Genomic DNA, 24,347 nt, shown 5'->3' with positions numbered 1-24,347 from the left:
AGTGCAATGAAGGTGCTGGTATTTGGCAAGACAGGCCAGGTGGCAACAGAACTTCAGCGACAAGCCAACGTGGTCTCGCTTGGCCGCGATCAGGCGGATCTGTCAAACCCCGACGCCTGTGCTAATGTCATACTGGAAAGCGACGCTGATGTGGTGATCAACGCTGCTGCATACACCGCGGTTGACAAAGCCGAAGAAGAAGAGGCCTTGGCAACCATCGTCAATGGTGACGCTCCCACTGCAATGGCAAGGGCCGCGGCAGCAAACGGCATCCCATTTTTACATGTCTCGACCGATTATGTCTTTGACGGTACCGGTGATCACAGTTGGAAAGTTGACGATCCGGTCGGACCAAAAAATGCTTATGGCCGCTCGAAGCTTACGGGCGAAATTGGTGTTCGCGCGTCCGGCGGAAACCATGCGATCCTACGCACCAGTTGGGTTTTTTCGTCACACGGCAACAATTTCCTCAAGACGATGCTGCGCCTGTCTGAAAGCCGCGATGCCCTAAATATTGTTGGGGATCAAATCGGCGGGCCGACGTCCGCAGCCGACATCGCAAACGCGCTGTTGATTATGTCGCGATCAATGGTGGCGGGCCAGCAAGGCGGCACCTATCACTTCGCCGGTGCGCCCAATACAAGCTGGTCAGGCTTCGCAACTGAGATATTTGCGCAAGCCAGCCGACCCACGCAGGTAAGCGCCATCCCAACAAGCGAATACCCGACTCCCGCAGCCCGCCCGCTGAATTCGCGTCTGGATTGTTCGGCACTAACCCAAGATTTTGGGATACAGGCACCCGACTGGAAGAGCTCGTTAGCCTCCGCCTTAAAAGACTTGGGGTATGATCGTGCGGCCCCCCTTTTCGATGAAGGAAACAAATTATGACCAACCGCAAGGGTATTATTCTGGCTGGCGGCTCGGGAACACGGCTGTATCCGATCACGATGTCAGTCTCAAAGCAATTGCTGCCGATCTATGACAAGCCGATGATCTACTATCCAATCAGCGCCTTGATGCTGGCCGGTATCCGCGAGGTTGCTATCATCACCACCCCGCAGGATCAGGACCAGTTCATCAGGGTCTTGGGCGACGGCAGTAAATTGGGTATGTCTTTCACGTATATCGAGCAACCATCGCCAGACGGGCTGGCGCAAGCCTATATCCTTGCCGAAGATTTTCTGGACGGCGCGCCATCGGCCCTTGTGCTGGGTGACAATATTTTCTTTGGTCACGGACTTCCCACCATCTTGGCTGATGCCAGCGCACAAACAATCGGTGGAACGGTTTTTGGCTATCAGGTGGCAGATCCAGAACGTTACGGGGTTGTGGATTTCGACGAAAACGGCAAGGTCGTGTCCATCATCGAAAAACCAGATGTGCCACCTTCAAACCATGCCGTCACGGGACTATATTTTCTTGATGGAACCGCGCCCGAACGCGCAAAGAGGGTCAAACCATCAGAACGCGGAGAGCTTGAGATCACGTCCTTGCTTGAGATGTATCTGCAAGATGACCTTTTGTCGGTTCAATTGATGGGCCGAGGGTATGCGTGGCTGGACACCGGCACACATGGCAGCTTGCTTGACGCAGGCAATTTTGTGCGCACGCTGGAAAAGCGACAAGGGCAACAAGTAGGCTGTCTTGAGGAAATCGCGTTCGAGAAGGGCTGGATCAGTGCCGATGCCTTGCAAGAGCGCGGTGATTTGTTTGCCAAGAACGATTATGGTCGTTACTTGCTAGGCCTTGCAAAAGGCAAACGCTGACGCAGGAAACGAGGCCTCGCAATGGCGCACCCCTCTCATGTCACCATCCTGCTAGCAACCCATAATGGCGCGAAAAATCTACGCGCACAGTTGGAAAGCATCGCGGTGCAGGACTTCGCCAATTGGTCGCTGATCGTCAGCGATGACAACTCGTCCGATGAAACCCGTGACATTATTAACAATTTCGGGGACGAGGGGCACGAAATCACTCTGCTGGATGGCCCGTGCCATGGTGCCGGGGCGAACTTTATGTCGCTGCTTACGCGCTACCGAACACACGTCGCCTGCGAAACCTACTTGGCGTTTTGCGATCAGGACGATGTGTGGCTGCCCGACCGGCTTACCCGCGGTATTGCGGCGCTTGGACCGGTCGAAGACAGTGTGCCAGCGCTGTATTGCAGCCGGACCTGGTTAACCGATGCGCGCCTGAACGTCCGGCGCATGTCCGCAAGACGCCCGCGTGCGCTGAGTTTTCGCAATGCTCTGGTGCAGAATGTTGCTTCGGGCAACACAACACTTCTGAACCCTGCTGCCGCACAGCTGGTTGCTGATGCAGCCCACGAACCAAAAGCGATCGTCGTTCACGATTGGTGGATTTATCAAATAATATCAGGGGTCGGCGGCAAGCTGGTGCATGATGACGAACCGACGCTGCTGTATCGTCAGCATGACGGCAACGAAATCGGCGCCAATGATGGGACCCGCGCCAAGCTGAAACGTGTGTCGATGCTTCTTAGCGGGAATTATGCTGTTTGGAACAAGACGAATATCGCGGCGTTGAGATACTCGGAACACCGACTTACGCCAGAAAACCGTGCCATCCTTGACAATTTCGCCCGCTTGGCCCAATTGCCAGCTTGGCAACGGCTTGCAACGGTCTGGCGCACCGGCATCTATCGCCAAACACTAATCGGCACTGTCGCCCTTTGGTTTGCGGCGTTGACAAAACGGCTCTGATACACGGCGGGCCCGAATATCTCGAGATATACGTTCAGATAGCGCGCGCCTTGGACGTTAACTTTGAGTTTTTGTTTCTTTCCGCACCTCCGCCACAATTTGCAAACCACTTGTTAGAACCTCTGAACGACCCTGATATCTGCAAGGATTTCTTGCGGGGCGATCACGTGGGGTGGTTAGCATGTCCAGTTTCGTTTTGTCGGGGACCCTGGCAGGGGCCGGGTTGCAATATGTGTCGGGCGTCACAGATCTGGAGGTCGCATGGCACGATGGAGCGCCATACCTCTATTCGACGACCGGTTATGGGGGCGGCGCGACCGTCTTCTCTATCACCAACAGTGGTGTTACTCAGGCCGTCGATCAAACTGCCTATTCCTATTCGCTGATGGCGTCCCCGTCGGCGCAAATCGAGTTTCTGGAATATGCGGGGCAATCTTATTTTGTCACCTATGGGCGATATGACTGGCTTCTGGACGGGATAAAGGTCGATCACGCCGGACATCTAGGCGGCAGTGTCCAACTGGAATGGGACGCGGGCGGTCAAGGTAATCTGTCCGCGATGACATCAACCACGATCGACGGCGTTGCGCATGTCTACGCAGCCAATGCCACTAGCACGGGCTTTGTTCATTATACCATCGACAGCACACATCAGTTGTTGGTTCAGGATAACCTCAGCACGCCATCAGGGACCGGCGCTGCCGACATCGCAGATCTTGAGGTCTTAAGCGTCGATGAAAACCCGGTGCTTATCGCACTGTCGCAACATACCCATGGTCTGAAAAGCTATACTTTGGACGAGAGTGGCAGCCCGGTTGAGGTGTCTGCATTCTCGGCTGATGCCATGTTGCCGATCTCGGTTCCGACGGCGCTGACAACAGGGACCGTCGCCGGTCAAGCCTTCGCGATCGTGGCAAGCAGCGGAACATCGTCGCTTACGGTTTTGAAGGTCAACGCCGATGGCACGTTAGAGCCCGTGGACCATGTCATAGACAACCTTTGGACAAGATTTCACAAAGTCACCGAAGTCACGTCCGTACAAGTTGACGACCGCCTCTTCGTGGTTGCTGGTGGAGCCGATGACGGCCTATCCCTGTTTACTCTGCTTCCCGATGGCAAGCTTGTTTTGCTTGATACGGTTGCTGACAGCCATGCAACCGCGCTGCAAAACATTGCGTCGCTCACGGCGGAATACGTTGGTGGCAAAATCCAAGTTTATGCTACGAGCGAAACGGAGACTGGCATCACCCAGTTCGAGGTTGATCCAGGCTCCATTGGGTTTACCCTCCAGGGCGATGGGTCGGCCAGCCAAATGACCGGTACCGCCCGCAATGACATTCTTGATGGCGGCGCTGGCAACGATCACATCAATGGCGGCGCGGGCGACGACATCTTGCACGACGGGACCGGACAAGACGGGCTGACCGGGGGCGCAGGGGCGGACATTTTCGTGCTGACGGCCGATGATCAGCCGGATACCATTACAGACTTCGAAGCGGGCATCGATCAGTTGGACCTGTCCGATTTCTTCATGTTGTATGACGCCAATCAACTCAACATCATCTCACGTCACTGGGGCGCTGACATAATCTACCGAAACGAGGTTATTCACGTCCACAGCGCATCAGGCACTGCGCTGACAGCACAAGATTTCACAACCAAGGACACACTCGCACTGGATCGCCCCGCCAGCGGTTTCAATTATATCCCTCAGATTGTCGAGGGCACACCAGGCGCAGATATTCTGGTCGGCAACAAAGGTGTCGACACATTAAAAGGGGGCGATGGAAACGACACCTTCCTTTGGTCCGAGGGCGCGGACTTCTTCAATGGCGGCACCGGTCGTGACACCGTATCCTATGCTGCTGCACCCTCTGCTGTGGTGGTCAATCTGGGTGCCAACGATTCAAACGGCGCTGCGGCAGGGGATCAATACAAGTTCATTGAAGGCATTGTCGGGTCCGCTTTCAGCGACGTCCTGATCGGGAATCACCTGGAAAATGTGCTGACGGGCGGCGCTGGCAACGACGTTCTGCACGGCGGGCGAGGCGCCGACCTTCTGGATGGCGGCTCCGGCCGGGACACGGCAAGCTACTCTGCGATGGGCGAAGCTGTGATTGTCTCATTGCAGGACAACCTGACGGCAGGGGCGGCCATTGGTGACATGCTGTTCAACATCGAAAGCCTGACAGGATCCGCCCATAGCGATACGCTGACAGGCAACCACCTTGCGAATACGTTAACCGGTCTTGCAGGCGCAGACACGTTGAACGGCGGCGCGGGCAACGATTACCTTCTGGGCGGTGCAGGGGACGACATCCTTATCAGTGGTGAGGGTTCGAATATTCTGGATGGCGGATCGGGAACAGATTGCGCGGATTACAGCAGTGCCATGGGACCAATCCAGATCGACATGACGTTGAAAAGTGCCCGGACGATGGTCTTTGGGGACACCCTGATCTCGATCGAAAATATTAACGGGTCGTCTTTCGATGACACGATCATAGGTGACGAAAACGTGAACATTATTCGCGGCTTGGCGGGCGACGATCTTATTCGCGGCGGTGGTGGTGACGATCGACTTCTCGGTGACGCTGGTAACGATACGCTTTTTGGCGGTGATGGCAACGATGGTCTTATTGGCGGCGCAGGCGACGATTGGATTTCCGGAGAGCGCGGAAATGACAAGCTAAGCGGAGGAGATGGTAATGACCGGTTGGTCGGCGGCCCCGGGCATGATGTGATCTGGGGCGGCAACGGTCATGACCAGTTCATCGACAGTGGCGGCAACGACCGGTATTTGGGCGGCACAGGCTGGGACACCGTCGACTATTCTGCGTGGGGCTCGCATGTGCGGATCAATCTACAGCACGGCAAGGGGGTCGTTGCGGGCTCGGTCGACCGCTTTCGCTCGATCGAGAATGCGATTGGCACGGACCATGACGACTTTGTCATCGGCAGCCATGGCAGCAATCGGATCATCGGCGGCGGTGGCAATGATGATCTACGCGGCCAAGGCGGCGCAGACCAATTGTATGGCGGCAACGGGCAAGATAGTCTTTTCGGAGGCAACGGGAACGACCGACTGTTCGGTGATGATGGCGACGACATTCTGAAAGGTGAGAATGGCCATGATATTCTGGCAGGCGGCAAGGGCCACGACCATCTGTATGGGGGCGCCGGGTGGGATACAGCCAGCTATTCGACGTCGGAATCCAGTGTCGTTATAAACTTGATCTACAATGTTCATTCGGGCGGTGCATTCGGCGACAAGCTGTTTTCGATCGAGAACATCTTTGGATCGGATTTCAACGACATACTGATCGGAAGCAGAGGCGCAAACTCTCTGTACGGCGGCGCCGGTAATGACAGATTCAAAGGTATGGGGGGCAACGACAAGCTTTATGGCGGAGATGGAGATGACATTTTCATCGTCGCAGGTCAGGGGGCCGAGAAATATGATGGCGGCCATGGAAGCGATACCGTTGTGATGACGGGGGTGACTTCGCGTGCCGTCATCTCACTTATTCATGGTAAAGGATACGGCAGTATGGCGGGGGATACATTCGTTGATGTCGAGAACCTGGTTGGGTCCGACTTCGATGATAAATTCATCGGCAACAGCGCCAACAACCGACTTCTGGGCCGAAACGGCAACGATATCCTACGCGGCGCTTCTGGCGACGACACGTTGAACGGTGGCAACGGCGATGATCACCTAAATGGCAATTCTGGCACAGACATTCTGTTAGGTGGCAACGGGCGCGACGTGTTGTCCGGGGATTGGGGCGACGATATTCTAACGGGCGGCGACCAGGTCGATGTATTCACCTTCAATGACGGAAATGACCGCATCACCGATTTTGACGAAAATCACGAGACGATCCGGATATGGGATGGGCTTTGGGGCGGGGGGCATAAGACCCCGCAGGAAATACTGTCTTACGCCCAAATCATCGACGGCGACGCGGTTTTTGACTTTGGGGATGGAAATAGCCTGACAGTGGAAGGGATTGACCAGCTTGATTTGCTTCACGACAACGTTTTCTTGCTATGATGGCGACTTGGGAACGCGCCAATTCAATTCAAGCCAGCGCACGGCAACATCAAGAAACGTAAACTCTTTGAAGCGATCAATCGTCGAAAGCAATTTCGCATGGAGTTCCCGGTATGCCCGATACGTCGCCCATCTTGTCCCTTCCTTTGATCCAAGCCGCACAGGCACAGAAGCATGTAACGCATAATGAAGCCGTCCGGATATTGGATATCCTTGTGCAATTGGCTGTGATCTCGGCTGATGATCTGGCTCCACCCGTGGCCGCCAACGAGGGCGATCGTCACATCGTGCCCGCCGCCGCCACAGGGGTTTGGGTCGGTAAAGATCACAGCATCGCGTGGCTTCAGGATGGCGAGTGGCAATTCTTGGCCCCTCAGGCCGGTTGGCGCGCGGATGTGACCAACGCCGGGCAACAGCTGAGGTTCGATGGGGCTGCTTGGGTCGACACGGCGGCGTCGACCAACAATCTGGAACTGGTCGGGGTAAACACCGCCGCCGATGCGATCAACAAGCTGGCGGTCTCGGCTGATGCGACGTTGCTTTCGCATAACGGCACATCGCACCAGCTGAAGATCAACAAGGCCGATACCAGCGACACCGCATCGCTGTTGTTCCAATCGAACTGGTCAGGCCGCGCCGAATTCGGGCTAACCGGGGATGACGATTTCCGCATCAAGACCAGCCCGGATGGCAGCGCATGGAATCAGGCGATTGTGGCCAGCGGGTCGGGTGATGTCGGTATCGGGAAAAGCCCAGCGGCAAAACTGGATGTGGACGGGATCATGCGGCTGACGCCAACCGCCACCGCCAACCTACCTGATGCGGCAGCCGTAGGCACCGGCGGGGTCGCGTTTGTGTCCGACGCCACGGGCGGTGCGCAATTGGCGTTCAGCGATGGCGCGTCGTGGCTGAAAGTCAGTGACGGCAGCGCGATCTGAACCACCTACCGCCCCAAAAAAGAACGCACGCCGGTTTTCCTGCGTGCGTTTTTCTATGCGTCACGCGGACCGCCGCCTAGATCAAATGGTGTGACAAAATCGGCCAACCTCCCGGCTTCTCTGTCCTTCGCGCTTAACGTGGCTTCGTCCGAGGGCATACCCCAGTCAATGCCGATATCGGGGTCGTCAAACCGCACCGACATCTCGGTTTCGGGCGCGTAGTGGTCCGAGCATTTGTAGAACACATCCACGCCGTCCGTCAGCGTAATGAACCCGTGCAGATACCCTTCGGGCACCAGCAACGCGGCCCCATTGTCATCCGACAGTTCAACCGCAACCCATTCGCCATACGTGTCCGATCCATGCCGCACATCCACGGCCACATCCAGAATAGCACCGCGCAGACATCGCACCAGCTTGGCCTGCGCATGGGGCGGGGCTTGGCAATGCAGGCCCCTCACAGTGCCTTTGTTGGCCGACCGCGACAGGTTGTCTTGCACAAATTCAGACGGCAATCCCGCCTGCGCCATCGCGCGGGTCGAAAAAGTTTCGCTAAAAAAACCTCGGTTGTCACCATGGCGGGCAGGCGTCACGATTACAACGCCTTCCAATTTGGTTTGTTCGACTTTCACGAATACGGCTCCGTTATGGTATGGCTTTGGCTAGCGGGTGTGCCAGTGTATCGCGCCGGATGGGTTAGGGGTGATGCGGGCTTAACCCCGGATGCGTTTTGCACGCCGACCGGGCAAGGGAAACAGTTTGGCGGCGGTGAGATAAAGAATATACAAGTCCAGCCGCAACGACTTGTTGACGTGATAGATATGGTCCAGCGCGGCCTTGCGTGGCACACAGCGCCGCAGGTAAACGCCTTCGGCTTCTGCCTGAGTGTCACATGCCGCCAGTAACTTTTCTTCGTGGCTGTGAAAAATGATCGATGCCAAACCGGTGATCCCCGGACGATCTTTCAGGACTTGCCGGTAGATGTTGGGCCGCGCCTCGACATAACGCGGTTCGGGCGGTCGGGGACCGACAAAGCTTATTTCGCCCTTCAAAACGTTCCAGATTTGCGGAAGCTCGTCCAGACGGTGGGCACGCAGAAACTTTCCCATCGGCGTGATGCGGTTTTTCTTATGACCACCGGTGACCCCGACATTTTCATGCGCAGGCACCGTCCGCATGCTGCGGATCTTCAAAAGATCAAAAGTCTTGTCGAAGGTCTGATTGCGACGCGAGCGATAAATGAACGGCCGCCCATCACGCAGCGTTACCACCACATATAGCACCGCCAGTGTCGGAATGACTGGACCGATCAGCGCAAACGCAAGCACGATGTCGAAAAGACGCTTCATCCCCACTTCTTTCCATTCACCCAACCCGACCTTCGAATACGAGACTTCAACCATGCCAACCATCCGGCCCGAAACCACGCCGACCAATGGCACAATATGCGACAAAGCCGGCCTCTTTTGCATCTTCTGGCGAATAGATGTTCCGAAGATCGGCCATTCTGGGGGTTTCCATCAATTCGACAAGACGTTTTAAATCCAAGGCTCGGAATTCGTTCCATTCGGTCAGGATCACAACAGCATCCACGCTCTGAACAGCGTTATACGCATCTTCGAACCATTGTGCACCCGGCAAAAGCGCCTCGCCTTCGCGCAAGCCTTGGGGGTCAACCACGCGCACCTTTGCACCGCGTCCGATCAAAGTTGGCACGATGGTTAGGCTGGGCGCGTCGCGCATGTCATCTGTGTTGGGTTTAAATGTCACACCCAAAACCGCAATCGTCTTGCCAGAAACCGAACCATCACAAAGATCAATGACCTTATCGACCATCCGCCGTTTTGTTTCGTCATTGACGCTGATCACTGTTTCCGTGATCTGCATCGGCATCCCGGCCTCTTGTCCGATCCGGGCAAGCGCCTTGGTGTCCTTGGGAAAACAACTGCCGCCATAACCTGGACCCGCGTGAAGAAACTTGTTCCCAATACGACCATCCAGGCCAATGCCCTTGGAAACCTGCTTCACATCCGCACCGACCCGTTCGCACAGTGCAGCAATTTCGTTGATAAATGTGATCTTGGTCGCCAGAAACGCGTTGGCGGCATATTTGATCATCTCGGCACTTTCCAGATCGGTCGTGACGATCGGAAAGTCGCGCAGGAAAAGCGGGCGATATATATCAGCCATGACATTGGCTGCGCGTTCATTCTGCACACCAACTACGACCCGGTCGGGGCGCATAAAGTCGTCGATTGCCGCCCCTTCGCGCAGAAATTCGGGGTTCGAAGCCACGTCAAAATCAAGCTCGGGATGCGCCTTCCGGATCAGTTCCTTGACCTTGCGGTTGGTGCCGACCGGCACTGTCGATTTGGTGACAACGACGGCGTAATCTTCAAGCGAATCGGCAATTTCTTCGGCGACGGCATAAACAAAGGTCAGGTCCGCATGACCATCACCGCGCCGGGTCGGCGTCCCGACGGCGATAAAGATGGCGTCTGCCCCTGCGACCGCTTCTTTCAGGTTTTGGGTAAACGAAAGGCGACCCGCGGCGACGTTCTTCACCATCAGGTCATCCAAACCCGGTTCGTAGATCGGCACCTCGCCCGCTTCGAGCATTTCGATCTTCGCCGGATCCTTGTCAACGCAGACCACTTCATGGCCAAAATCCGAAAAACAAACACCCGAAACCAAACCGACATACCCGGTGCCAATCATCGCAATTTTCATCGGCCCGTAACCTCTTTTTTTTGTAATCTACGCCGGGATGATACATGACGCAAACCCTGTCAATGCAGGGCGAATTCTCGCCCATCGCAAGATCGCCCTATTTCCGCCGTGCGTCCGTCATTTCCGGGTACTAAAATGCCCTCTACAACCACTCATCCGGGCAGAACAGATGAAAAAAACAACTCTAAGATCCGTGGCGGTCGCGCTTGGCATTTCGTTTATGACATTTGCAACGACGGCCAATGCTTCATGCGCCGTAAAGAAAATCTCTGGCGCCGAAAAGGCCATCACCGTCAATGGCTTGAACCAATCATTGCTAAATCGCGCAGTCATTGAACGTGTCAACGCCGAACGGTGCAAACGCAGCCTGTCCCCAGTGAAAACCGCGCCGGGATTAAGAGAGCAGGCGACGCGACATTCAACATGGATGGCCCGCCACCAGAAGCTTAGTCACAAAGCGTCGGGGGGCTTTAAGCGCAGCCTGAAAGACCGTCTGCGCGCATCGGGTGTTCGCTTCCGCACAGGGGCAGAAAATATCGGTTGGGTACACCTTTATGCCATCGACGGCCACAACTTCGTGATTCGGTCATCCCAGAAATGCCATTTCATCGCAAACGGGGGGCGCAGAGTTGGGCGCCATAGCTATAACAGCCTTGCCAGTTTGATTGTACGAAAGTGGATGGAATCACCCGGACATAGAAAGAACATCCTTGGCAAACAGCTGCGCTATAGCGGTGTTGGGGCCGGTATTCAGCCAGGTTCGCAATACTGTGGTTCGGTATTCCTTACCCAAATCTTTGCTGGATAAGGCCAAGTATTGCATCGCTGCCACAGGGCGGCGAACTTCTGCGCGCCTTGGGCGTGGAATACAAGAACAGACTTCCAATAGCCGCCGTGGTATGCAAAACAAATATGGACGGCGCGTCAAATCGGCGCTGCCCGCTAATTAATTATGGAGTATGAAACATGAAAAAAGTGATGACCCTTGCCGCTGCTGGCATGATCGCTCTGTCCGCACCCGCTTTCGCTGGCGCATATGGCGACGCAGTTGTTGAAGAAGAAATCGTTGTTGTCGAAGAAGCCGGCACCTCGATCGGTAACACCGGTCTGGCCCTGCTTGGTCTGGCTGTCGTTGCTGGCATCATCGCCGCTTCGGACGACGACGAAGACGCGACTGCGACTGCGACCGCCAACTAATTTGATTGCTTCGTAAGAAGTGTTCGATCTTGAACGGCAGGCCCTCGGGGCTTGCCGTTTTTGGTTCTGCGCTTCATGTTCCCGCCATTGGATGAACGCCCGGCCATCGGTGCGAAGGATGCTCTGAATTGCATAAGATCACGCCGATCATTTTGGCAGGCGGCGTTGGCACGCGGCTTTGGCCAATTTCGCGCGAAAGCTATCCCAAGCAGTTTCTGAAAATCGGCAAGGCGCCCAGTTTGTTCCAGCAAACGGTGCAACGTTTCCGATCACGCAATTTCACTCGCCCCATTATTGTTACCAACGAACGCTATCGCTTTCATATCGTCGAACAGATGGGCGAAATCGGCACCCTGCCCGAGCTGATCTTGCTTGAACCGTTTTCGCGTAACACCGCGGGGGCCGTGCTGGCGGCGGTCATGGCACAGGCCCAGCGCACAGGGGACGCTCTGTGCATCGTTGCCCCGTCGGATCACCTGATCGACGACACAGACGGGTTTGTCGACGCAATTAACAAAGGCGCCGTCGCCGCCAATGCAGGCAATCTGGTGACGTTCGGTATCACCCCGGATCGCCCCGAGACGGGATATGGCTATCTTGAACTCGCCGCCGACCGCCGTCCAAACAACGACCCAGTTCCAGTTCAATCCTTCACCGAAAAGCCCAATCTGGAAACCGCTGCTGCGATGATGGCCAGCGGGCGGCATCTTTGGAACGCTGGCATCTTTTTGTTTCACAGCAGCGACATGCAAGACGCCTTCGCCAAACACGCACCCGAGATGGTCGCGCCCGTCATCGCCGCGCTTGCACCTAACGATGTGGACCTCGGATTCACCCGGCTGGACAAGGCGGCATGGCAGGCGGTGCCAGATACCTCGCTTGATTACGCAATCATGGAGCGCGCCGATAACCTGAGCGCGGTGCCCTTTGCCGGTCACTGGTCGGACCTGGGCAGTTGGCAGGGCATCTGGCGCGAGGAATGTCGCGCCGACCCCAACCAGACCGGCGTTGTGACCCTTGGCAATGCCCATAGCATCGATTGCGAAGGCAGTTTGCTGATGTCGGAACGACCCGAGCAAACCATCGTCGGCGTTGGCTTGCGCGATCTTGTTGCCGTCGCGATGAAAGACGCGGTGCTGGTTGCAGATCGCAGCAGGGCGAATGACATCGGCGCCGTGGTCAAACACCTGAAAGCGAAGGATGCGCCGCAGGCGACCATTCGGCCGCGCGACTATCGACCTTGGGGTTGGTTCGAAGAACTGGTTGTCGGGCCGGGCTTCAAGGTGAAATTGATCACGGTCCATCCAAGGGGTGTCTTGTCGTTGCAATCCCATACGCACCGCGCCGAACACTGGGTTGTGGTCAGCGGTGCGGCGCATGTGACCATCGGGGATCAGACGGTCGAACTGTCTGCCAACCAATCGGCCTATGTTCCCACCGGCGAGGTACATCGCCTGGAAAACAACGGCCCCAGCGATGCAGTTCTGATCGAAGTGCAGACCGGCCCCTATCTGGGTGAAGATGACATTCAGCGGCTTGAAGACGTCTACGCCCGTCGATGATCAGCTAGCCACAGACGCTATAGACGCAAGTTCTGGATGGCGAGGTTGCCAATCTCTTGGCTGACCCACTGGCTGGATTTCAAGATGCGTCCGCGCCCATCCACCCAATAACGGTTGTCAAAAACCACTTCGTCCCCACGGCAGCTTTCTTTCATAATCGCCGCATCCGCATTGATGGCACCAAGGGCGACCTTTTCGGTCTTGGTGCGACGCAGGGTGCAGTTCACGATCAGGCTTTGGCTTTCCCCAACACCGTCAAGATAGACATGTTCACGACGATAGCTCGCGTTCCCGCGCGACGTGATCGCGGAAACCGCGCGGTCAATGCGCGATGACATCAGATCCTCGCCCAAGCCACGCGTATTGGCCAGAACGCCGTTCCTGAACGTCAGCCCCTGCCCCGTCGCACTGCCCCACGTGACATAACCCGCGTTGCGTCCCACTGGGTTCATCGCCAGCACTGCCTTGGTATCCAAGCGCACAACCAACGCCACCGGACCGGGCGTTGCCTTTAAAGCTTTAGCGACGATGACATTGGGGTTGGCCGCCCCCTGCCCGCCTTTTTTGTCAGGCGAGCCGTCGCCCTTGGGCTTCAAATCCTTGCTGGCGTCCTTTGCAACCTCGAAGATTTTCATCGAAAGCTCGCCTTGGCTTGTATCAGCACCGCAGGCAGCCAGAAAAGCCGCTGTGGCAGTTCCCAGCAGGGTCGTACGGGCAACAGAGACGAACGCCTTGGCCGGTTCGGTCATTGGATTACCTCCAGAATTTACCCCAACGGTCGGTCAACGCATCGCCGTGACCGCTGTCGACCCAGTCAAAAAGGCGGCCTTCGGTACGCAAGCGGGCGCCGCCGTCACGTTCAAGCGATCGCACAACCGCACTGGATGCGTTGCGGGTTGGCGTGCCCAGCGCCCATTCCAACGGCAACGAAATCTTGATGCCCTTGTCAAACGACCCTTCGCCGAAATCTTCGGCTGAAACGTTCGTCTTGGTGACATAAGCACCAACCTTCCAACCGTTGGCAAAAGTCCGGTCGACCGACAGTGATGCACCATAGTCGCCTGCCAGATAACGGCCCGCATCAACCTGTGCCGAGAAGCCGTTGTTGAAATCGTAATAGGCCGACACGTGCCCGGTCACGACATCATAATCCTGAAAGCCAAACAGCTGATCGAAATCGCGTTGCTTGACCCAAGCGAGTTCCGCCCCCACTGCGAGATTGCTGTCAACGGGCTTCCACAGCACTTCAGCAGCCGCACCGCCAAACATGCTTTCCATGTATCCCAACGTCACGCGGCTATAAAGGTTTTTGCCAGGACGACCATACCAGGATGCCGTCAGGTTCGAGATGCCTGGATTTGCCTCGGCAGAATAAAGCGCCGCCTGAGTCCGAACGGGCGGCAGGTTCGATGACGGCGTATAGTCGTCCGCATCCGCACGACCCAGAAGGCTTTTCGACAGCGCGCCCGAAATAACGAAGTTCGGCGCCACATGATACGAAGCGCTGAGCTTGACCCCAAGATCACCGCGAACGGGGCTGTCGGGATCGAAATAACCAAGCGACAGATAGGGGGCGAGCGACCAGCGGAATGGTTCTTCGACCGCAACCACTTCCGACCTGCGCACAGCGCGCGGCTTCGCTTCGTCGATGGCCACACGGTTCAGAATATCGCTTGCGGGGGCGTGCTCCAACCGCTCGATATCGCTGCGCCGCATCGTAACTTTCGACAAGGGAATACCGTTGTCGACCAGCGTAATCGCGAATATCTCGACCGACGGTGGCATAGCATGGGTCAAGACCCGCGCCGTTCGCCCGATGGCCTGCGCCTGCGAATGGAATTTGCGGTTGTCCACCTTCAGTTCGGCCCGCGTGGTGCCCAAGGCAAGGCTTTGCAGCTTGATGCCTTCTTTGCCCAGCGCATCGGCGACCGCTTTGCGGATACCGGTTTCGTTGGTGGGGTCGGCAATCCATTCGGTCCCCCAAGCCTGCGCGTTCGAACGTGGCGGACGCGGTTTGACCGGCAATGGTGCACCTTCCGTCCCCGAGCGCGCCACGGGGTCACGCGGGTTCAGACGGATGACCAGATTGGCACCAATTGTATCGCCAGCCAGATAAAAGGCGTTGACATGAATGCTGGGTGAAACCCGGTAATCCACCGCGAAGTTGAAGGGCGTCTTATGCTCCATCACGCCTGCGGCAACTTCCTGTTCGTACGCATCGGAACTGTATTCCGCCTTCACGGTCAGCTTGTCGCTGACCTGATAGGACACACCGGCAAACGGGGCAAAATCGCCTTTGAACCACTGACTCAGGTTCAGGGTGCCGCCCTTGCCGAAGTCCCAATCCGGGCGCGCGCCGCCAATGGCGCCAATCGGTTCGTAACTGCCCAAGCGGCCCCAGCCAAGACCACCGGTCAGACGCAAGCGATCACCGATTGTTTTGGTGGCGACGATATATTCGCTGGAATAAATACCGGTGCCAATGAAATCGCGCACGCCGACGGACATTGCTGGGAAGTACTTGCTTTCATTCAAAACGCGGTACCGGACATCGAAACTGCGGTCGAAATAGTCGCCCACGACCGGGTGGAAGTCAGCAATTTTGGCATAGCGAAAGCTGCCCGACAGGCGCGGAGTGATCTGAAAGGTCAAGGTGCCGCTCGCGTTTGGCCCAAACTGCGAATAGGTAAACGCAAGCTCGCTGTCTGTTGCGACCTCGGCTGTTGGCATAGCGATCAGGCCGGGCGTGCCATAGATCGTATAGCTTGTCGTTTGGGTGCCGACATCGGCAACCGCAGGGGTTGCCGCAAGACCCAAGGCCGCCAACTTAGGAAAAACTACCCGAGAAATGTTCACCGCCATCTCCGTTCAACATCTTTTTTTGTTCAGATACGCGATCCTTACGGACAAATCACGCAAAACCGCAAATGCGGCGTTATTTACAGTGGATTGTCGCGCAAATGCACGAATGACTTGGTCGCCCGTCTAGCGGGTGTAACGTCACGTTACCACCCCGAACCGGATACGGATTGCTATAATCCGGCCAGACCATTTCCAACTCGGAGTCGAGCATGAGCCTTTTCACCCCCTCTGCCGCATGGGTCAGCGACGAACACCGTATGTTCGCAGACATGACCAACCGCTTCTTTGCCGACGAACTGACCCCCAACATCGAACGCTGGGTCAATCAGGGCATCGTTGACCGCGACTTTTGGCGCACCGCAGGGCAAGCCGGGATCATGGGCGGCGCCATTCCCGAAGACTTCGGCGGTGCCGGGGGCGACATGGGGTTTGAAAGCGTCGTGATCTATGAACAGACCCGCACGGGCGATTGCGGCTGGGGGTATGGCATCCAGTCCATCGTGGTGCACTACATCACCGCCTATGGCACGGAAGAACAGAAGGCCCGCTGGCTGCCCGGACTGGCATCGGGCGAGATTGTCGGCGCCATTGCCATGACCGAGCCGGGCACCGGATCCGATCTTCAGGCCGTGCGCACCCGTGCCGAGAAGGACGGCAACCAATACAAGATCAACGGCTCAAAAATCTTCATCACCAACGGACAGGCGGCCGACCTGATCATCACCGTTTGCAAAACTGACCCGGAGGCAGGCTCGAAAGGCGTGTCCTTGATCGTGGTCGAACCGGGCCAATGCGAAGGCTTCAAGCGCGGCCAGAACCTGAAAAAGCTGGGCATGAAGGCCAATGATACGTCCGAGCTGTTCTATGAGGATGTGAAAGTCCCCCAGACCAACCTGTTGGGCACGGAAGAGGGACAAGGGTTCTATCAACTGATGAAGCAACTGCCGTGGGAGCGGCTCTTGATCGCGATCCAGGCCCTTGGAGCCATTGATTTCGCGCTGGAACAAACCATAGCCTATACGCAGGAGCGCACGGCCTTCGGGCAACGGGTGATGGATTTCCAGAACACGCGGTTCAAGCTGGCCGAATGCAAAACCAAGGCAGAGGTGCTGCGCAGTTTCGTCAATGACGGGATCGCCCGGCTGATTGACGGCACTCTCGATGCGCCCACAGCTTCGATGGCGAAATACTGGGGCAGCGAAGTGCAGAACGAGGTCATGCACGAATGCCTGCAACTGTTCGGTGGTTATGGCTACATGATGGAGTACCCTATCGCGCGGCTCTATGCCGACGCCCGCGTGCAGATGATCTATGGCGGAACGAACGAGATCATGAAGGAACTGATCGCACGGTCGATTGATGTCTGAAAAGCGTGGACACGGACCGCTGCATGGCCTGAAAGTGGTCGAGATTCAGGGCCTTGGCCCCACACCCTTTGCCGCAATGTGGCTGGCGGATATGGGGGCGGACGTGGTGCGCATTCAGCGCCCGAACCTCAAACCGCTTATCCCGCAGAAGGTGGACGTGCTGAACCGGGGGCGCGGTTTTGTCGAGTTGGACCTTAAAGACGAAACCGACCGCAAAACCGCCCGCGATCTGATCAACCGTGCCGACATGTTGATCGAAGGGATGCGCCCGGGCGTGATGGAGCGCCTTGGCCTTGGCCCTGACGCCTTCACCGCAACCAACCCGCGCCTGATCTATGGACGGATGACCGGCTGGGGTCAGTCCGGCCCGCTGGCACAGGCGGCGGGCCATGACATCAACTATATCGCGATCACCGGGGCGCTGCACGCGATCGGCGGTGACGCACCGGTGCTGCCCCTGAACCTTCTGGGCGATTTCGGCGGTGGTGGCATGTACCTAGTCGCGGGGATGCTGGCCGCCCTTCACGCCGCGCGCGAAACCGGCCGAGGCGCGGTGGTGGATGCCGCCATCACCGATGGCACCGCCCATCTGATGGCGATGATCTACTCCATGTATGGTGCCGAAATCTGGGCCGACCGTCGGGAAGCGAACCTGCTGGACGGCGGCGCGCCTTTCTACCGCGTCTATGAATGCGCCTGCGGCGGGCATATGTCCGTCGGCGCGATCGAGCCGAAATTCTATGCCGAGCTTCTGTCGCGGTTGGGCCTTGAAGACGCGGACCTGCCCAGACAGACGGACATCGAAAGCTGGCCGACCTTGCGCAAAACCATCGCCGCCCGCTTCAAGCAGAAAACCCGCGATGAATGGGCGGCGCTGCTTGAAGGCACCGACGCCTGCTGCGCGCCCGTGCTGTCACTGGCCGAGGCCCCCGCCCATCCCCACAACAAAGCCCGCGCCAGCTTCAGCACGCTTCGCAACGTGATCCAGCCCGCACCTGCACCGAAGCTGTCCACGTCCAAGGGCACTCTGGTTGCAGGAAATGACACGAAACCCGTACCGGTCGCGCACGTCCTGGCTCGCTGGTCCTAAGTACAGCCAACCCCCAAGCCCCATGGTATCCGCACTGCTCAGATCCACTCCAAAAGACTTCGCGAAATCCCGATTTACCCCTTGCAAACGCCAGGCGAGACCGCTAAATCCCGCCCTATCGCGCTCTGGTAGCTCAGCTGGATAGAGTACCTGACTACGAATCAGGGGGTCGGGGGTTCGAATCCTCCCCAGAGCGCCACTCCATCCTTTGTCAGACGACACATAGTTCTTCCATTTGCGACAGAACCTTTCCTTTTTTGTGTCCCTGAACGCCACATCGCACCACCTTTGGTTTCGATTTTTCTGACTTCCCTTTCGGAAAATCAGTGCTGATTTGCAGGTCAGACGGCGAAGCCGCCTGTTCCTGCTGATCTGCCACGTGGCGAACGCGGATGGGGGCGAGGCAATGCTATTCGACAAAAGTGGTGCGGCCCGCAGAGTAGCGAGGACACGGTTTTGTCTAATCGGGTTGCCCGAGGGGGAAGGCAGCGTCTTCCCCCTAAAGTCTAATGGCGTTTGGCTTGTCCAATTCCCATTGGCCAATCTGAAGAATGTTTCACTCTTCGCTTAGCTTATCGGGGCGGAGAGCGGACTTTCGCTGCGGAAGCGGATTCGTGGAGCCCACTTGTCAAAAGCTGACGTTCAACCCGAGCACACCTCCGTATCGGTCAAGACCAGCCAGCGCGACTCACCAACTGCGAGGCCGAAGTTATCAATCACGTTTTCGCGCGTCGCGAACAACACCGTATTGAAGGAATGCGACCCTACTGCGGTTACGTAGCTGATTCCATCGATCCGGCCCTCGGCAAACTCGTGATCTCTGAGATACTCGGTCACAATCTGTGTGGGAATGTAGTCGACATTAACTCTGTTATTCTGTGCGACGGGCTGCGCCATGATTTCTGAAAGTCTGTGCAAGAATGCCAGCGTCTGCAATTGCTCTCGCGTAGCTTCAGAGAAGAATCCTGGAACGGGAGGTAGATTGGCCAGATCAACAACGCGGATTGGCCTATTCGTTTCGAATTTACCAATTGTCACGTCGACTTGTCTGGTTTCGGCGACAGCGAGCTCGGGGGTGCCCGCTCCATAAAACATCGGAATGCCAGGCGGATTCATTCTGTTTGATTGCAAAGAAACCTCTGCGGGAGGTGGTCCAAGTTCCAGTGCCGTTGACCATCCGCCACCATCTTCGTTGGCGCGCGCTCTGTAAAAAGATGTCCCTTCTGGGAGCGTTCGTACCAACCCGCGCGCTTCAATCAGCGTTGCGAGTTCATTGAGAAACCCAAAAATTGAACGCTCATCTGGGTGGTTGGTCTCAGGTTCGCCGATGTGATGAAAGAAAAACCGCCTCTGGCCTTTGGTTGCGCCACAGAACTGATCCCAACTAGATTGGAGGCTTTCGTCCATTTCGAGTGACAGCCAATCGTAATCGCACCAGGTGTCATCGCCAATTTCAGAAACCAGATCATCTGCTAATAACTCTGACTGCTCCGAGTTAATGGCAAGGCCGATGGATTCCAACAGACAATCATAGGTGTCTTCATGCCGCCCTTGATACCCTCCTTCGCGGGTGTCGTAAGGAAGTTGGTCTGCGGCACGACCGTAGAATTCTCCCATGCGTTCGCCAATAAACTCGGCATTATCATGGAACGGAGCCACATGCTCGCGCTCTTCTTCGCAATAGCTACACTCACCCGAGGTTTCATATGCCTGGATACGTTCAGTGAGGTCCTCGTCACCAAAACACTCTTCGCAAACGGTGGCGTCACCAAATGAGCTCGGGGAGAAATTCTCAGGATCGATCCGCGACATAGCGTCCTACACTTATAGTTCCAACCTTGCGGCTGGCCGTTATTCGCAAGTTCAATGAACTGTGCATCGCCGCTGATCAACTCGACCTCTTGTAGGGAGGGACGCGGAAGTTCGCGGTGGATGCATGATCACACTGTTCTTGGTTCGGAAACGAAAATACAACAGGTGGTCTGATAAACTACTTTTACAGTGATGTATGCGCCGACTGCAACAATTCACAAAAACCAGTTCGATGGCGTCACGTCGCATTCGCAATTTCCATTGAACAGGCTAAGGTAGATCTTAATAGGGAGACGAAATTGGTGGCCACCGCAAAGCAACTCATTGGACTCTTGAAGAGTCACGTTGAGGGGAACGAAGAACGATTCTTCGATCTCGCGCTTCAGCTTGCCTCGGCGGAAGAGCAAAAGGGCCACACGCGTCTCGCTGAACAGCTCCGGCAATGGGTCGAAGCGGGCCAGACTCCGAAATCGCAAACATCGTCACCAACATTGATCGCCAAGCCGCGGGGCGAGTTGGCTTCGATCATTGGTACGGCGTATCCGGAGACCAGACTGAATGACCTTATCCTTCCAGAAGCTGTTTCGTCGGAACTTGAGCAACTTGTTGTCGAGTTCCGCAAACGCGACATCTTGGAGAAACATGGACTGACGCCAAGGCAACGTGTCTTATTGGCGGGACCACCTGGCACCGGAAAGACGATGAGTGCATCGGCACTAGCGGGTGAGTTGAAGCTCCCGCTCTACTCAGTGCTACTGCACGGATTGATATCGAAGTTCATGGGGGAGACTGCTTCCAAACTGAACGCGATATTCGAGGCCGTAAGGACCCAAAGAGGGGTCTACTTGTTCGATGAGATCGATGCCCTTGCCGCTACCAGAGAGGGTGACAATGACGTTGGCGAAGCAAGACGAACCCTGAACTCGTTTCTGCAATTCATGGAAGAAGACACTGGTCCATCCTTGATCATCGCAACGACGAATCTGCCACGGATTTTGGACAAGGCGATACTTCGCCGCTTCGATCTTGTATTGATGTACGAATTACCCACTGCTGAAGCCATGCAGAAAGCTATGTCGCGTCGTCTTATCGGGTTTGATTTATCCAAGGTTATCTGGGACGATGTGGTTGAGCAGGCCCACGGGCTTTCATCCTCTGATGTAATTCAAGCAGCGATGGATGCCGCACGTCGGGCAGTATTGGATTCGAAAAAGACAATAACGTCGGCTGATTTGTTGCATTCAATAGGTCGCCGAAGGGACTTGCAGGCGTTGGGTGTAAACAGTGGCAGAACGGAATCTTCCTCACTTAGTTCTTAATGGGGTTTCAAGATCTGAAGAGTTTCGCGGCAGAGGCGGTCGTGGAACACCGCGTCCATCAGCCGTTCAAAATCGCCAAGCCCATGCACAGCGATTGATAGCGTCTCTTGATGCCATTCAAGTCGAAGATACTGCACGAGCCACTTATATTGCAGTTCAAGGCCGTCCTGGAGAACCATTTCTACCTGAAAAATTTGATGTAAGCGGCCTGTCACTACTTAACACCCAGGACGCCGATGCCGATCAGCGAATCCCTGGTCGTGCAATCGTCAAAGCCAACCGTTCGGAAGGCGGGCTTTCTCAGCTCAAAGGAAAACTGCGCGAGTTTGCAGGTGATCTTCGACCTCCAAACCAAAATGGCGTCAGAAATCCCTATCATGCTGACCTGGCAAACGGCGTTGGTCTGTTTGCCGAAATCGAGTTAAGAGACCTGTGGCGTCATCCAACCAAGCCATTCCCCGAAGCCCCTGGCCAGATCCCTTGGGAGGTTTGGCTGGAACCAGGAGAAGTGGACCAATTCGTTACGAGGGCAGTGCAGGAAGGCCTAGCAGTTTATCCTGATCGTTTAGAGTTTCCTGAGGATACAGTCATTCTAGTTGAAGGTGATGTTAGCCAGATGGCAAGGACAGCGATTGGCACGGGTTCGGTCCGCGCTGTTTCTCCGCTTGGTGCCCCTATCGATTTCGTGGATGGCCTCGAAGCGGAGGAACAGGCCGATTGGTTGCAAGATGTGCTTGGCCGGACTCAGTATGGCCCTCAAGCTCAGCAGGCGGCGTCCTATGTCACGCTCTTGGATACGGGCATCACGTTGGCGCACCCGCTAATCCAGCCTGCGTTTGACGCAGCAGATCGCCATGCGGCTGTGCCTGGATGGGACCTCGCAGACCTGCATGGTCATGGATCGAGGATGGCAGGGGCGACGCTCTTTGGTGATCTGCGAACTCACTTGAACAGTACCGCGGCAATCAATGTCCCTCTTAGGCTGGAGTCGGCAAAGGTGATCCCAGATGCAGGCCATAACCCCTATCATCTGTTGGGGGACAGGACGCAGAAAGCCATCAACGCGGTAGAAGTTGAGCCTGATAGGTTACGGACCTTCGCTTTGGCCACGACCACAGACCTTGATACTCCTCACAGCGGTGCACCCACGTCCTGGTCCACTGAACTCGACCAGCTTGCCGCTGGTCGGTCCGGCGAAGTGAAGCAGCGCCGACTTATCGTGACTTCGATTGGTAATATTGATGCCCAACATGATGGAAATACAGACTACCTAAGCAAATGCGATGACCTTGACGAGGGAGAGGTTCAGTCTCCTTCCCAAGCATGGAACTCAATCGCAGTGGGTGCGATGACCGAAATGAACGGTGTTGGTGGGCCAACACATGGTGCGGCGTTGGCTGAAGTTGGGGACCTCGCTCCGATGTCCCGCACGGCGAGTTGGACCAAGACTTGGCCAATCAAACCTGACGTCGTACTCGAAGGCGGCAATTGGTATGACGACGGGTTTTCAACAACGCCCAATCAACATTCTGATCTGATGTTGGTTACAACGAGCAGGAACTACCCTGCACGGTCTTTCACTCACATCTCGGATACCAGTGCCGCGACCGCATTGGCGGCACGTGAAATTGCATTACTTCGCGCCTCTTACCCCGACCTCTGGCCAGAGACGATCCGCGCCCTTTATGTCGCCTCGGCACAGTGGACCGACCGGATGTGGTCGCATATTGCGCCAGCGGATCGAAATCGGAAGGGTGCCTACGATGTCATGTTCACCCGATACGGTTATGGTCAGCCGAACCTTGAACGTGCCCTTAACAGTGCTAGCAGCGCAATCACGATGATCGTAGAGGATTCCATTCGTCCCTATGAGAACAAGGGGTCAGGTCGGAAATTGAACGAAATGCAGTTGTTTGAACTGCCATGGCCGACGAACGTTCTCCGCAGCTTGGTCGGACAGGACGTTACCCTGCGTGTTGCCCTGAGCACCTTCATCGAACCGAACCCATCAGAGGTCGCTCGTGGCCGAAAGAACAGGTACGCATCTCATGGCCTTCGTTTTGCATTGAAGGGCGCGGATGAAGAGGTTGATGCATTCACGCAACGTGTTGGCCGCACGGCGGTTGAAGATCAACCAGACGATAACGGCCCTGACAGTGGCGAATGGGATTTCGGCTACAATCGCCGGAGTGTCGGGTCCCTGCACATCGATACACTCACTGTCGCTGCCAGCGATCTTGCCCGTCGCGGGGTCCTTGCGGTCTATCCGGTTGGGGGCTGGTGGAAAGAAAACCGCAATGTGGACCCTGAGCGGTGCATGGCGCGTTTCTCATTGGTCGTTGAAATCGATGCGACTGAGGCGGAAGTGGATCTTTATGCGGAAGTCCAACAGAAAGTGGCGCCTCAAGCAGAAATTCAGGTCTGAACAAATTCTTTGGTCATTGTCACTTCGTCTATTCTCGCGACTGTAGCCCGGCTTTCCGTTTTGACGCACTGCGCAGCGAATGACCGCAAAGCGGGCTGCTACCGCAGAATTCTGTGGGCAGGTCGAAGGTCCGGAATGGTGAAGGTTTTCTGATGCGGGTCGCTTTGGAACGCTGCGCACTGGCGCGACCACGACCCGCGTTGGAAAACCTCCCAAGGAGGAAGCCGCGGGGGTCTTGGATCATGCTATGGGGAAAGTGCGCGGA

At 56.3% G+C, this 24,347-nt stretch carries 18 protein-coding genes and 1 tRNA gene; 13 read left to right on the top strand and 6 right to left on the bottom strand.

Going from position 1 to position 24,347, the window contains the following annotated elements; genetic code table 11:
• Nucleotides 1-6: 6 nt before the first annotated feature.
• The 5 genes from rfbD (at nucleotide 7) to MN186_RS14980 (ending at nucleotide 7,718) form a co-directional block, all read left to right on the top strand.
• The gene (gene rfbD, locus MN186_RS15000) at nucleotides 7-888 is read left to right on the top strand and encodes a dTDP-4-dehydrorhamnose reductase (protein ID WP_242115177.1); all 882 of its coding nucleotides are present in this window, start codon (nucleotides 7-9) and stop codon (nucleotides 886-888) included.
• Entirely contained in the window at nucleotides 885-1,766 is an 882-nt protein-coding gene (gene rfbA, locus MN186_RS14995) for a glucose-1-phosphate thymidylyltransferase RfbA (protein WP_242115176.1), read from the top strand. Before rfbD ends, rfbA begins: the two co-directional genes overlap by 4 nt.
• Nucleotides 1,767-1,787: 21 nt before the next feature.
• On the top strand, nucleotides 1,788-2,723 hold the full coding sequence (locus MN186_RS14990) for a glycosyltransferase family 2 protein (protein ID WP_242115175.1): 936 nt from the start codon (nucleotides 1,788-1,790) through the stop codon (nucleotides 2,721-2,723).
• 181 nt (nucleotides 2,724-2,904) lie between these two features.
• Complete coding sequence (locus MN186_RS14985; RefSeq protein WP_242115174.1) at nucleotides 2,905-6,780, top strand: hypothetical protein; 3,876 nt, start codon at nucleotides 2,905-2,907, stop codon at nucleotides 6,778-6,780.
• A 113-nt stretch (nucleotides 6,781-6,893) separates the two neighbouring features.
• Nucleotides 6,894-7,718, top strand: a complete 825-nt coding sequence (locus tag MN186_RS14980; protein WP_242115173.1) for a DUF2793 domain-containing protein — start codon at nucleotides 6,894-6,896, stop codon at nucleotides 7,716-7,718.
• Between the two features lie 53 nt (nucleotides 7,719-7,771).
• On the opposite strand, the gene rfbC is transcribed toward MN186_RS14980, so the two are convergent.
• The 3 genes from rfbC to MN186_RS14965 form a co-directional block, all read right to left on the bottom strand.
• Entirely contained in the window at nucleotides 7,772-8,350 is a 579-nt protein-coding gene (gene rfbC, locus MN186_RS14975; protein ID WP_242115172.1) for a dTDP-4-dehydrorhamnose 3,5-epimerase, read from the bottom strand.
• Nucleotides 8,351-8,431: 81 nt separating this feature from the next.
• The gene (locus MN186_RS14970; RefSeq protein ID WP_275066129.1) at nucleotides 8,432-9,172 is read right to left on the bottom strand and encodes a sugar transferase; all 741 of its coding nucleotides are present in this window, start codon (nucleotides 9,170-9,172) and stop codon (nucleotides 8,432-8,434) included.
• The gene (locus MN186_RS14965) at nucleotides 9,114-10,448 is read right to left on the bottom strand and encodes a UDP-glucose dehydrogenase family protein (RefSeq protein WP_242115171.1); all 1,335 of its coding nucleotides are present in this window, start codon (nucleotides 10,446-10,448) and stop codon (nucleotides 9,114-9,116) included. The genes MN186_RS14970 and MN186_RS14965 overlap by 59 nt, the downstream gene beginning before the upstream one ends.
• A 169-nt stretch (nucleotides 10,449-10,617) precedes the next feature.
• On the opposite strand from MN186_RS14965, the gene MN186_RS14960 reads away from it, so the two are divergent.
• From MN186_RS14960 to MN186_RS14950, 3 genes are all read left to right on the top strand, one after another.
• Nucleotides 10,618-11,256: a CAP domain-containing protein gene (locus MN186_RS14960; RefSeq protein WP_242115170.1), complete on the top strand. Its 639-nt coding sequence runs from the start codon at nucleotides 10,618-10,620 to the stop codon at nucleotides 11,254-11,256.
• A 158-nt stretch (nucleotides 11,257-11,414) separates the two neighbouring features.
• Nucleotides 11,415-11,645: a hypothetical protein gene (locus tag MN186_RS14955; protein WP_242115169.1), complete on the top strand. Its 231-nt coding sequence runs from the start codon at nucleotides 11,415-11,417 to the stop codon at nucleotides 11,643-11,645.
• 128 nt (nucleotides 11,646-11,773) lie between these two features.
• Nucleotides 11,774-13,207 carry a mannose-1-phosphate guanylyltransferase/mannose-6-phosphate isomerase gene (locus MN186_RS14950; protein WP_242115168.1) on the top strand — a complete coding sequence of 478 codons (1,434 nt, stop codon included), beginning with the start codon at nucleotides 11,774-11,776 and terminating at the stop codon, nucleotides 13,205-13,207.
• Between the two features lie 17 nt (nucleotides 13,208-13,224).
• On the opposite strand, the gene MN186_RS14945 is transcribed toward MN186_RS14950, so the two are convergent.
• Nucleotides 13,225-13,956, bottom strand: coding sequence for a YjbF family lipoprotein (locus MN186_RS14945; protein WP_242115167.1), 732 nt, complete (start codon nucleotides 13,954-13,956; stop codon nucleotides 13,225-13,227).
• A gap of 4 nt (nucleotides 13,957-13,960) precedes the next feature.
• Complete coding sequence (locus MN186_RS14940; RefSeq protein ID WP_242115166.1) at nucleotides 13,961-16,063, bottom strand: YjbH domain-containing protein; 2,103 nt, start codon at nucleotides 16,061-16,063, stop codon at nucleotides 13,961-13,963.
• Between the two features lie 215 nt (nucleotides 16,064-16,278).
• Between MN186_RS14940 and MN186_RS14935 the strand changes: the two genes are divergently transcribed.
• The 3 genes from MN186_RS14935 (at nucleotide 16,279) to MN186_RS14925 (ending at nucleotide 18,725) form a co-directional block, all read left to right on the top strand.
• Nucleotides 16,279-17,436, top strand: coding sequence for an acyl-CoA dehydrogenase family protein (locus MN186_RS14935; RefSeq protein WP_242115165.1), 1,158 nt, complete (start codon nucleotides 16,279-16,281; stop codon nucleotides 17,434-17,436).
• A complete protein-coding gene (locus tag MN186_RS14930) occupies nucleotides 17,429-18,526 on the top strand; it encodes a CaiB/BaiF CoA transferase family protein (RefSeq protein WP_242115164.1) in 1,098 nt (365 codons plus the stop codon). Before MN186_RS14935 ends, MN186_RS14930 begins: the two co-directional genes overlap by 8 nt.
• A gap of 122 nt (nucleotides 18,527-18,648) precedes the next feature.
• A tRNA-Arg gene (locus tag MN186_RS14925) sits at nucleotides 18,649-18,725 on the top strand.
• A 443-nt stretch (nucleotides 18,726-19,168) separates the two neighbouring features.
• Here MN186_RS14925 and MN186_RS14920 read toward each other — a convergent pair.
• The gene (locus MN186_RS14920; RefSeq protein WP_242115163.1) at nucleotides 19,169-20,338 is read right to left on the bottom strand and encodes a HEPN-associated N-terminal domain-containing protein; all 1,170 of its coding nucleotides are present in this window, start codon (nucleotides 20,336-20,338) and stop codon (nucleotides 19,169-19,171) included.
• A 302-nt stretch (nucleotides 20,339-20,640) separates the two neighbouring features.
• On the opposite strand from MN186_RS14920, the gene MN186_RS14915 reads away from it, so the two are divergent.
• Both MN186_RS14915 and MN186_RS14910 read left to right on the top strand, forming a co-directional pair.
• The gene (locus tag MN186_RS14915) at nucleotides 20,641-21,657 is read left to right on the top strand and encodes an AAA family ATPase (RefSeq protein ID WP_242115162.1); all 1,017 of its coding nucleotides are present in this window, start codon (nucleotides 20,641-20,643) and stop codon (nucleotides 21,655-21,657) included.
• The gene (locus tag MN186_RS14910) at nucleotides 21,623-24,082 is read left to right on the top strand and encodes a S8 family peptidase (RefSeq protein WP_242115161.1); all 2,460 of its coding nucleotides are present in this window, start codon (nucleotides 21,623-21,625) and stop codon (nucleotides 24,080-24,082) included. The genes MN186_RS14915 and MN186_RS14910 overlap by 35 nt, the downstream gene beginning before the upstream one ends.
• Nucleotides 24,083-24,347 lie beyond the last annotated feature (265 nt).

It is taken from the genome of Aliiroseovarius sediminis (assembly GCF_022678485.1).
Lineage (GTDB): Bacteria > Pseudomonadota > Alphaproteobacteria > Rhodobacterales > Rhodobacteraceae > Aliiroseovarius > Aliiroseovarius sediminis.
The sequence above is the reverse complement of the archived record's forward strand: the minus strand, read 5'-3'. Positions and strand labels throughout refer to the sequence as shown.